Source organism: Sphaerochaeta sp. S2, from assembly GCF_016406725.1.
Lineage (GTDB): Bacteria > Spirochaetota > Spirochaetia > Sphaerochaetales > Sphaerochaetaceae > Sphaerochaeta.
Map to the genome: position 1 here is coordinate 1 of NZ_JAEKNT010000290.1, position 11,453 is coordinate 11,453.

Consider the following 11,453-nt stretch of genomic DNA (forward strand, 5'->3'; position numbering starts at 1 on the left):
GGGCTGGATATCGCTTTTTGCAAACACACCGCACCTGGAAGCGATTGAGTAGCTCTGCTTTGCCTGCTTTGCAAGTTCATTCAGTTCCATCTGGTCTACATGCAACAAACTTGCCATCTGGTCGATAAAGGAACCCGTACCACCGGCACAGGTCCCGTTCATCCTGACTTCCATGTTCTGGGAAAGAAACAAGATCTTTGCATCCTCCCCGCCGAGTTCAATGACAACATCGGTGTGGGGGAGGAATCTCGTTATTGCTATCCTGGTTGCATATACTTCCTGGACAAAGGGGAGGCCCAGATTCTGGGCAAGCCCCATGCCAGCCGACCCAGAAAGCGCAAACTTGGTAGGCTGTCCTGCACAGATTTCCTTGATATCGGTAAGCATGGTACATGCTGTCTCAGCAATCTGAGAGTAGTGACGTCTATAGTCTGTATGCAGTACCTGCATCGTATCATCAAGCACGACACACTTCATGGTCGTGGAACCAACATCCAAGCCGATCTTCATCAAGAAAGCCTCCGAATACCCAAACCATATCGATTTTTTTGGTTATGGTACAGCGAACACAATCAGTATTTATACAAAAAAGCTAAATCTGTCTAATATCTTATGATACCATCCGCACCAAAATCGACAATTTCAGTGTTTTTGATTGCTTCTTCTAGCAATGGTTCAATACCCATGGAGCGGTAATGCTCTTGTTCCACCAACTTGTCTGGATGCACCAATGGGTGTTTTGGACTGAAGATGACACAACAATCTTCATAGGGAAGGATTGAAGTCTCGTAGGTACCTATCTTCATGGCAAGATTCATGATTTCCTGTTTGTCCATACCGACTAGTGGGCGGAGAACCAACTGATCACTCATGCTGTCAGTAAAGGCCATCGACTCAAGGGTCTGGCTCGCCACTTGGCTGAGTGCTTCACCGGTGACGATACAGGTCCCTTCTTCTCTCTCACTGATAGCATTGGCGACATGCATCATTGCTGCACGGAACATCAATGTGGTCTCATCCTCCCTGCTGTGTTGCTTGATCCAAAGCTGTGGCTCAGTGAACGGAACGACATGCAACCTGGTTCCCTGGAGATATGGGGCAATAAGACTTGCCAATGTTTTTACTTTTTCCAGGGCTTGGTCACTGGTGTACGGGTAGGCGTGGAAGTAAATACAATCCATCTTCAATCCCCGTTGTGCCATGCGATATGCTGCTACCGGACTGTCGATGCCTCCACTCAAGAGCAACATTCCCTTTCCTGCAGTCGAGACAGGCAAGCCCCCCGGTCCCGGTTTTGGAGAGGTATAGAGATAAGCTTGGTCCCTGATCTCACAATGGATGGTCAGATCAGGATGTTTCACATCAACGGTCATCTTGGGGTACATTTCATGGACTATCTCACCAAGAGAGCAGTCGATTTCATAACTGGTCATGGGAAAACTCTTGTCAGCGCGTTTGGCGATTGACTTGAAAGTTCCTACTCCTTTGTTGAATGGTTCATCCGCGATCAGTTTTTTTGCAGTCTCCCTGATAACAGAGATATCCTTCTCACAGCGTAGGCAACGAGAGTAGCCTACCACCCCAAAGGTGGTTCCCAGTGCCAATTCAACGGTTTCTTTAGGACACTCGTTGCTGATCTCAAAGAATATTCGACCTTTTTGGCGATTTACCTGTGTTTTATATCCTTTCAGTTTTTGCTTGATGTTCTGTTTCAGGCGCTTCTCAAAGGAATCGCGGTTCAAGCCTTTCAGGGAGATTTCTCCCAATCGTATTAAATAGAGAGTGGAATCTTTCATGCATGCTCCTGGATGAGTGTGGTGATGGCTTCGGCCAAGGCTTCAGCTTCTTCTGTAGTGGTATCAGCACTGAATGAAATTCGAATGCTGCTTTTTGCCAATGAGGGAGGAACCTGCATGGAGTCAAGGACTCCCTCTCCCTTCTGTTTTGCATTATTGCTGCAGGCAGAACCGGAGGAGACACAAAATCCCTTGTCATACAGCATCCGTGTGAATACTTCACTGGGTAGATTATTTGTGGCAATGTTCAGGATATAGGGTGAACAAGAGTCCACAGGGCTGATGGTTTGCAGGAAGGAGAGACGTTGCCTTAGCAGGGTATTGATCTGCTTGACCTGCCTCTCATGATCGGAAAACTGCTCCATGGCTTCTTTTGCTGCTTCCACCATGCTGACAATCCCAGGCAGATTCTCTGTTCCCGGTCTCAGTCCAGCCTCCTGTCCGCCGCCCCTTGAGAGACTCTCGATCGCTGGATCAGTGTTGTAGAGAAATCCAACTCCCTTCGGTCCATGGAATTTGTGCGCGCTGAAGGCTGCACTATCCACTCCCAGTGCTTCAAGGGAAAGAGGAATTTTTCCAAGAGCTTGGGTTGCATCGGTATGGAAGTGAATTTTTCTTCCTCCCTGCTCTTTTTCATAGGCACGAACTTCAGCAACCAAAGCCTGGATATCCTGGATAGTACCCACGACATTGTTCACGAGCATAAGGCTGACCAGGCGTGTTTGTTTAGTCAAAGCAGAGCGCAGATCTTCTGCCTTGATGAATCCACCCGGTGCATTGAGGGTTGTGACCTTCCATCCCAACTGTTTCATCAGCCGGACATATTCCTTGATGGAAGAGTGTTCAATGTTGCTGATGATCACATGTGGTTTTTGGAGTCTCCAAACCAAACTGTTAAAGACAATGGCATTTGCTTCGCTGGCCCCACCAGTGAAGGTCAGGGTCTCCTTGGGGACAGAAAGAATCCCAGATAGATCTTCCCTGGCTTGTTCGAGCTTTTCCTTTGCCTTGATCCCCTCAGCATGAAGACTGCTTGGGTTACCGATATATGTACTTGCTACATGTTGGTACACATCAAGAGCGGTTCTGCTCATGATGGTTGTGGCAGCACTGTCAAAATAGCGTATTTCTTGCATATCGGTATTGTGGGATAATGGGTGGATTTTTGCAAGTATGTAGGCTCAAGAGAGCGCTTGTCTTGGACCCCTGCTCTGGGGTATAACAATACTATGAAAAGCATGGTGACTACGCAGTTAGATAATGGCAAGCAGACAGAAGTATTGCTTGCTGACGACTTGAAGGACCTTTCGGTCCATCTTGGTGAGTATGGACGCTTGGTATTATGGGTGTTTGATACGAATACGGCAAAACTGTTCAAGCAGCTTCCTCCAAGCCATGTTGTCCTGGAAAGTGGAGAGAGTGCAAAGAATTTCTCTTCCTTGGAACGTATTCTCAGTGCAGCTCTCGATGAAGGCCTTGCACGTGATGGCCGGATCATCGGGTTTGGAGGGGGAGTGGTTTGTGACATGTCCGCCTTTGCTGCATCGGTGTATATGCGTGGTTGCCGTCTTACCTTGGTTCCCACTACCTTGCTTGCCATGGTTGATGCTTCACTGGGAGGCAAGGCCGCCATCGACTTCAAGGGAATGAAGAACATGGTCGGTTCGTTCTATCCAGCCAGTGAAGTGCTCATCTCCATCGATACCCTGAGAACCCTCAACGACAAGGAGTTTCTCAATGGACTGGCCGAGGTGGTCAAGCATGCTTTGCTTAGCCAGGATGAGGAACTCTACAAATTCCTGTTGGTTCGCAAGAACGAGATTCTCAGTAGGGACCCAAAAACATTGGCTGCCTTGGTGGAACTCTCGCTCAAGGTAAAGCAGTGGTACATTGAACAGGACCCAACAGAGACCAAGGGCATAAGGCAGAGTCTGAATCTGGGGCATACGTTTGGGCATGCCCTGGAGTCCTCATCCCACTATCTGATGTGGGGCCATGGTGCCTGTGTTGCGTGGGGAACCTGTCGAGCACTCGAGGCTGGTGTTGCACTTGGTGTTACCGACAAGGCATATGCAAGCGGGGTAACCAAGCTTTTCAAGAGCTTTGGGTATGACATTGAGTACCGTATCGGTCGTGGTGACTGGATTGAATACCGTGACCACCTGCTCAAGGACAAGAAGAAAGCGGACGGGAAGGTGCAATTTGTCCTGTTGGAAAAACAGGGTTCGACCGTCCTCAGTCCGCTTGATCTGCAGCTTATCCAGCATTTGGTTATAGCAAAGCCGATTTTCTAGGGAGCTATTCCACCAATTTCAACAGGTTGCCATAGATTTTGGTCACCTCTTTTGCCTGCTTCTTCATCTGTGCCGCCTCCAAGGAGTCGGCGAGGGTGAGAAGCGTGTAAAGCGAGGTGTCCAAGGCATCAAAGCAATCATCATCTGCAGTGAAACGATAGTTGCCGTTTCCACTCTCTTCCAATGCCACAAAATACAAGTGTTTTCGTTGTTTCTTGCTCTTGGTCAAAGCGAGCAACCAATGCAGGTTGTCAATGAGAGTGCCAGCATCCTCTATGGTGTATATTCCTGATGGAGGATTATCCAGAATACCCTTTCCTGGATTTACTTTCCCTTGCAATTCAAGTGTTGAGAAAAACTTATCTCCATAGTGAATATAGAATCCCCTGTAAAGAATGGCTACCGGGAAGTTCTTCGGTCTCTTGGGGACCTTCTCGTTCATCTGGTTGAGGTAGTTCAAATCCTCAAGCGGGATAAGGGCAACAAGCTTCTCTTTCTTCTTCTTTCCTCCAAGTACCAGCGTAGGATAGGTTCTCTTGTACACCGTGATGGTGGCCTTTCCCTTCTCCTCTCTCTCCTTGATGGCTTTTTCCCGTACCTCCTGCTTCTGAAGCTTGCCTGAAGGACGTTCCTTCTGTACCAATGCAGTAAGCTTGGGGTAGAGCTCAGGGGAGATGTCATCCAACCATGCCTTGTCCAGAGGACTGACACTACGGGCATAGAGCCTGCTGGTCTGTACAATCTCACCGGCTATGATGAACTGGGGAAGACTCTTGAAGTAGGCGCTTCCTGGGTGTATGAACACCTGGTCTGCGGTAAGACTCTTGTACATGTTTCCCCTCGCCTTGATACACACATACTGCATCAATCCACTGGCGATGCAGCAAAGATACTCTCTCACCGTTCCACCACTTGCAAGAGGGAATCCTACGTCTCCGCAGATTTCACCAAGTTGCTCATTGACATGGACTATCTCCTGCATTCCTTGGAAATCGAGATAGTTCTTCTTGCAGAAGCGTTGCTTGGCATCCTTGCCAGTATTGGCAGTATACTGATGGTAGATATTCAGGTAGGAAGCAAAATCGCCGTACTCCGTATTGTTGAACCTGCGGTGCGCAGCACGGCTGAGGTCCTCTTCCCCAGGAGGAAGGAGGAATGGCGTCTTGGTAGAGAGGAAACTCACTGCGATCAAGACCTCCTCCAGGACGTCTGGATGATTCATCATCGCTTCCACGATGACGCGGGAGTGACGGGGAAGCAGGGGGAATTTGCACATCAGGCTTCCGACAGTGGTCAGCTGACGCTTCTCATCGATTGCGCCGATGAACCTGAGTGTCTCCTCTGCGCTGGTGATGGCACTATGCTTAGGCCTGGTGATGAAAGGAAAATGCTCATAGTCAGTTATTCCCAGGTCACTCATACGTAGGACAACCTCGCTCAGGTCAGTCCTGAGAATCTCCTCTGTGCCATACGTCAGCCTGCTCTTGTAGTCATCTTCACCGTAGAGACGGTAGCATACACCAGGACTGGTACGTCCAGCGCGCCCCTTCCTCTGTTCACAACTTGAACGGCTGGTGGGAAGTGGGACTAGGGAAGAGGTGAAATCTTTCTGGTTGTAGAAGTTTATTTTTGCAATCCCGCAGTCGATAACGGTGGTAATACCATCGATAGTGACTGATGTCTCGGCAATGTTCGTGGCAACAACCACCTTGGTTTTTCCGGGGGAGGTATCGTTGAAGACCGACTCCTGCTCCTCTTTACTGAGCCTTCCGTACAACGGATAGATTTCCAGCCGCTTGTCAGTATCGGCCATATACAGTGCATTCACACAGTTGGTGATGTCAAACTCCCCGCTCATGAAGACCAGGATGTCACCACTTTTTTTCTTGGCCTCGGTAGTAACAATCTGGGTGATTGCTTCCACTTGATACTCAAGTGATTCCCGTTGCAGTGGCTTATAGATAACCTTTACAGGGTAGACTCGTGCATCAATGCTGATGATGGGAGCTTTATCAAAGAACTCACTGAATACCTTGGTATTGATGGTAGCACTGGAGATGATGACCTTGAACTCCGGGCGTTCCTTCATGACATGCTTGAGAAGCCCCAGGATGAAATCGATGTTGAGCGAACGCTCATGTGCTTCATCGACGAGTATGACTGAGTAGGAACGAAGCAGTGGATCGGCCTTAAGTTCCATCAGGAGAATACCGTCGGTCATGACCTTGATACGGGTTCCTGGGCTGGTGGTGTCCTCAAAGCGCATCTTGTAGCCTACGAATTCGTCGTTACGGGCTACCTGTTTCTTGATAAACTCACTGACACTGAGTGTGGCGATTCGCCTTGGTTGGGTAATTCCGACCTGCAGGGCATCTGCATAGCCAGCTTCATGAAGGATGAGGGGGATCTGAGTGGTTTTTCCACTTCCCGTTGGGCTTTCGACGATGATGACCTGATTTTCCTCAAGGCCATCAAGAATCTCCTGCCGGTGCATATAGACCGGCAAATGTTTCATGTCTTTCAAAGTAATTCCTTTCTTATAAGTGCAATAGCCGCCTCAATTGAGAGAGCTTTGTGCATATCCCTGTTCTTTAGATTCTTCAATGTAAGGGTAGAGGATTGTACATCCTCATCTGAAAGAAGGATAGCGAACGGTATTGCGTTTGTTTCAGCCCACTTGTATTGGGCTCCTTGTTTCTTGTTGAGCAAATAGACGGCCACCCTTAACCCATCCTTACGCATTGCTCGCGCGATTCGGTCATAGTGGGAAAAATGCTTAACATCGGTGTTGAAAATTGCCACATCAGCTGAGCTGGCAGATGCTACCAATGGGCTGGACAACTCCTCAAGTGCGGCTAACAGGCGATCCAAGCCAATGGAACTTCCCACTCCAGGGAGTTCCTCCTTGGTATAGAGGCTTGCAAGATCATTGTATCGACCACCACTGCAGACAGAGCCGAAATGGGGGAGTTCGGTGAGGAAGGTTTCATACACGATACCGGTATAGTAGTCGAGTCCACGTGTGATCGAGGGGTCAAAGGTGAAGTGTTTCTCAATCCCAGCCTCACAGAGGTAGGAGTAAATGGTTCTCATTCTCTCACTGTGTGGGTTCTCTCCACCAGAGAGGGCTGTGAGCCTATCCAAGGTGGTGAGAAAGGGCTCCTTTTCATCCTCCTTGCTGATGTACTGTAGAATTGCATTGGCCTTCTGTACGTCGCCTGTGAGTTCTCTCAAGAGCTTCAGTACTTCCTCTTTTCCAATCTTCCTGAGTTTATCTACTGTCCTGAGAATCTCTACGCTCAGTTCAAGCAGTCCATGATGTGAGAGGAAGGTGTTGAACAAACCCCGGTGTGCAATACAGAACTGGTAATTCTGAACACCCATTACCGAGAATGAACTATCCATCATGGAAAGGATTTCAAAATCAGCCTCTGCGTTGTCCACACCCACGATATCGAAGTCACACTGCGTGAATTCACGGTAGCGACCTTTCTGGGGATTCTCTCCCCGCCATACCTTATCTATATGGAAGCGTTTGAAGGGTAGGGAGAGTTCACTCTGGTGTTGCGCGAGAAAGCGAGCGAAGGGGACGGTCAGATCGAAGCGAAGGGCAACATCCCTCTCGCCATTGTCCTTAAAGTGGAAGATTTGCTTGTCTGTCTCGCCTCCACCCTTGCCAAGAAGGACTTCGGTGTATTCAAGTACCGGAGTATCAATGGGAACAAATCCATAGGACCTAAAGTGTTTCTCGAGGTTGTTGGTGATTGCTTTCTTTGGGATTTCCATGGAGGGCAAAAAGTCTCTGAAACCCTTGAGAACCCTAGGTTCTATAATGCTTCTTGCCTTCGGTTCCTTGCTCATTGATTCATACTCCTGTTGTGTTTTTGATGTGGATGGTGTACAAAGAGTGTATAACGAATCGCTTGTGCACTGCAATATGCGGTTCTTTTAACACCCTATACTTCTATGAGAGCGATATGCTGATACGATACAAACAAGACGAACATGGGAAAACGCTGCCTGTTGCGAATATTTACACCCAGACTGAACATAAGATACCAAACCATTTGATCGATCGTGATGCCCTTTGGGCTATCCGAAAGCTGCAAAACTCCGGTGCTGAAGCGTATTTGGTAGGAGGAGCGGTCAGAGACCTGTTGTTGGGAAATATTCCCAAGGATTTTGACCTCGCCACCAGTGCTTCACCTCGCCAGATCCAGCGTTTATTCTGGAATGCAAGGATCATCGGCAAGCGTTTCAAATTGGTGCATCTGGTATTCAAGGACAAGGTGCTGGAAGTATCTACCTTCAGGAGCGGAGAGGAAGCAATGGAGGGAAACAACAATGTGTTTGGTTCCATAGACCAAGATGCCAAACGCCGTGATTTCTCAGTAAACAGCCTTTATTATGATCCAACCAATGGCCAGTTGCTCGATTTCAACAATGCCATGGAAGACTTCAAGAAAAAGCGCATCAGCTCTGTCATTCCCCTCGATGAGACATTCAATGAGGATCCTGTTCGTATGATCAGGGCCATCAAGTATGCCTCCACCACAGGGTTTACCCTTCGCTGGAGTATCCGTGTAGCAATCCGCAAACACTCGGGAGAGCTTTCACGAGTATCGACAAGCCGTTTGACAGAAGAGGTGAACAAGATCCTTGCAAGCGGTCATAGTGTCAAGATTTTCAATGAGTTGAATAAATACAAGCTGCTTGTCTTTATGCTTCCTGCTTTCTCCATCTATTGCAATTTTCCCCAGGTACAGAAAAGTCTGGAGGAACTGGATAAGAAGGTTATGCTTGCCAAGCGTGGCAAGAGCGATGAAGTTGAGCTTGCTGATATGATCAAGGCTCTGGTAGACCCCTTGGTTATCTTTGCTGATGATCATATGAGTCCTGATGAACGATTCAAGGAAACATTCCGCCAGATCAAGGTGTTGATCAGTCCGATGACTCCTTCCAACTATGATATAGAGTTGGCTAGTGAACGCCTGTTGACTGAGCGTGGATTCAAGACACCGAGAAACTGTGTGAGGATGCGCAGGCCGGCAAACCGTGTTCCTCAGCGCAGGAAGCCCAATCCAAAGAGAAAGGGAAGAACAGAAGGGACTGGGGAAGTACAGTCTGGTTCACGAAGAAGGAACAACCGAAGGGGGCCGAAAAAAGGAACCCCCGCCCAAAAGGGTGGAGGGACTTCCAGTGAGCAGCCGAGGAGCAGTGCAGAGGCACACGATCTCTAACCCCATTCCTCTATCTCAATATTTACGCTGGAGACAAAGATGCCTCCATACTTCTCAAGGCTGTCTGCTATGTATTCCTGGAGTTCTCCAAGGGTGGTCGCTATCTGGTGTTGCATTGGCACGCGTAATTTTACCGTGAGTGCATACCCCTCTGCTTTCACCTGTACTTGTACCCGTTTTACTTTTATCTGACTGTCAAACTCATCGAGACAGTGGGCAACCATTTGGGTAAGTGCAGCTTCACTGACAGTGGTCTTGCCATATTTGCTGAACTCAGGACGTACGATGGTTTTCTCGAAGCTGACATTCCTGCGCTGGAAGGGTACTTGTCTTCCATGCTTGAAGAATACTCGCATGGAATCGTAAGCAATCTGTGGGTAGTTGCGGGTTATCTCGATTGAAGGAACAGGGATTACATGTTTCCCTTCGCTGTAACGGATACGCATGGCAGTATCAATCTGCTCCTTTGTTGCGATATCCTCGATGCGCATGAGTTTTTCAGGTTGGGGAAGATTAAGCCTGGCGGCAATCTTATAAATCATTTTCTCACTGGTCCCAATGATCAGGATCCTGTGATACTTCTGCTTGTTGAGTGCCTGCTTCACTTCCTTCTGATGTTCGGCATCATCGAAGACAGCGGTCCTTACGGCAGAGAGCATGTTCTCCTCCCGTTTGGCTGACTTGCCTGCGATGATGCGATCTCCACCGATGAGGAGACCGTCGTCAATGATCAGATCTATACGAAATTTTTGGGCTATCAGCTTTGAACGGAAGCTTTTCCCCGTTCCGCTCTTACCGACCAAAGCATACACTTTAATGCCCTTTAATTTCCAGAACGCATATTTAAATACTCGATTCATGGTTTTCATTATACCGAAATTCTTGTACAATAGAACAGCATTTGTTAAAATATGCATTCTGTACTATTAATCACCTACATAAGGAGCGTTATGCATGCAAAGAATACCTACGTTCAGTAAGGGTGGTGTGCATCCAGACGATAGAAAGGTATACAGTCGCTCAGAGGCTATTGAACGATTACCCATGCCTTCAGAATTAATTATTGCTTTATCCCAGCATCTTGGTGCCCCTGCAAAAGCCTTGAAGGCGAAAGGGGATACCGTAGTTAAAGGTGAAAAGATTGGGGAAGCTTCAGGCTTTATCAGTAGTGATGTTCACTCTCCAGTATCGGGGACCATCAAGGAAATACGCAAGGTCACCCTTGCCAACAGCGTCCAATGTGACGCATTTGTCATTGTTCCTGATGAAGAGCAACCTGCTGATACCGAAGAAAAAGTTGATTGGCAGAGCCTTGATGGCAACACGTTGCTCAGCAGTATCAAGGATATGGGGATTGTCGGTATGGGAGGGGCTACATTCCCTGCCCATGTTAAGCTATCCATCCCCAAGGACAAGAAAGTTGATAGCTTTGTAGTCAACGGTGTTGAGTGTGAACCCTATCTGACAGCTGACTACCGAATCATGCTCGAGAAAGGTGAGCAGGCCCTTGAGGGAGCAATGATTGCTGCCAAGATTGTAAAGGCTGAACGGGTCATTGTCGGAATAGAGATGAATAAACCCGATTGCATTGCCCATCTCCAGAAGATAGTCAAGGAGAAGGGGTATCCAATCGGAATCGTTGGGCTTCAGATGAAGTATCCCCAGGGAGATGAAAAGCAGTTGCTCAAGGCCACACTAAACCGCGAGATCCCTTCTGGCAAGCTTCCCCTCGATGTAGGTGCAGTAGTGGCGAACATTGGTACCTGTAATGCAATTTATGAGGCAGTTGTCTTGAAGAAGAGCCTATATGAGCGAGTTATCAGTGTTACCGGTGAGTGTATCGCCAATCCCAAGAACATCCTTGCCCCGGTAGGGACGAAGATGAGTGACCTGCTTGCCTTCTGTGGAGGATTTTCCAGTGAACCAGAGAAACTGGTCAGTGGTGGCCCTATGATGGGTTTCTCCTTCTTCGATACAGAAACGCCGATGACTAAGGGCTCCAGTGGCCTGCTTGCTCTCGGTGCTCAGAAGAAATATCGTTCAACCGCTTGTCTCAATTGCGGTCGATGTGTGGCAGCCTGCCCAATCGGGCTGATGCCTGCAAAGCTTTACCGTTATATCAC

At 48.3% G+C, this 11,453-nt stretch carries 9 protein-coding genes; 3 read left to right on the forward strand and 6 right to left on the reverse strand.

What is annotated here, in order from left to right:
• From JF818_RS08515 to JF818_RS08525, 3 genes are all read right to left on the reverse strand, one after another.
• On the reverse strand, nt 1–510 hold a 510-nt coding region (locus tag JF818_RS08515), incomplete at its 3' end, for a BadF/BadG/BcrA/BcrD ATPase family protein (RefSeq protein WP_304945012.1).
• A 92-nt stretch (nt 511–602) separates the two neighbouring features.
• The gene (thiI, locus tag JF818_RS08520) at nt 603–1,796 is read right to left on the reverse strand and encodes a tRNA uracil 4-sulfurtransferase ThiI (protein WP_198891589.1); all 1,194 of its coding nucleotides are present in this window, start codon (nt 1,794–1,796) and stop codon (nt 603–605) included.
• The gene (locus JF818_RS08525) at nt 1,793–2,932 is read right to left on the reverse strand and encodes a cysteine desulfurase family protein (RefSeq protein WP_198891590.1); all 1,140 of its coding nucleotides are present in this window, start codon (nt 2,930–2,932) and stop codon (nt 1,793–1,795) included. Before JF818_RS08525 ends, thiI begins: the two co-directional genes overlap by 4 nt.
• A 93-nt stretch (nt 2,933–3,025) precedes the next feature.
• Here JF818_RS08525 and JF818_RS08530 point away from each other — a divergent pair, with 93 nt between their 5' ends.
• Nucleotides 3,026–4,090: a 3-dehydroquinate synthase family protein gene (locus tag JF818_RS08530; protein WP_198891591.1), complete on the forward strand. Its 1,065-nt coding sequence runs from the start codon at nt 3,026–3,028 to the stop codon at nt 4,088–4,090.
• 4 nt (nt 4,091–4,094) lie between these two features.
• Here JF818_RS08530 and JF818_RS08535 read toward each other — a convergent pair whose 3' ends face one another.
• Both JF818_RS08535 and hisS read right to left on the reverse strand, forming a co-directional pair.
• The gene (locus tag JF818_RS08535; RefSeq protein WP_198891592.1) at nt 4,095–6,605 is read right to left on the reverse strand and encodes a helicase-related protein; all 2,511 of its coding nucleotides are present in this window, start codon (nt 6,603–6,605) and stop codon (nt 4,095–4,097) included.
• Nucleotides 6,606–6,610: 5 nt separating this feature from the next.
• Nucleotides 6,611–7,951, reverse strand: coding sequence for a histidine--tRNA ligase (gene hisS / locus JF818_RS08540; protein WP_198891593.1), 1,341 nt, complete (start codon nt 7,949–7,951; stop codon nt 6,611–6,613).
• 116 nt (nt 7,952–8,067) lie between these two features.
• On the opposite strand from hisS, the gene JF818_RS08545 reads away from it, so the two are divergent.
• The gene (locus tag JF818_RS08545; RefSeq protein ID WP_198891594.1) at nt 8,068–9,330 is read left to right on the forward strand and encodes a poly(A) polymerase; all 1,263 of its coding nucleotides are present in this window, start codon (nt 8,068–8,070) and stop codon (nt 9,328–9,330) included.
• Here the strand turns inward: JF818_RS08545 and JF818_RS08550 are convergent.
• Entirely contained in the window at nt 9,327–10,199 is an 873-nt protein-coding gene (locus JF818_RS08550) for a hypothetical protein (protein WP_198891595.1), read from the reverse strand. The genes JF818_RS08545 and JF818_RS08550 overlap by 4 nt on opposite strands.
• Nucleotides 10,200–10,284: 85 nt before the next feature.
• On the opposite strand from JF818_RS08550, the gene rsxC reads away from it, so the two are divergent.
• The coding region (rsxC, locus tag JF818_RS08555; protein ID WP_198891596.1) for an electron transport complex subunit RsxC at nt 10,285–11,453 on the forward strand (1,169 nt) is incomplete at its 3' end.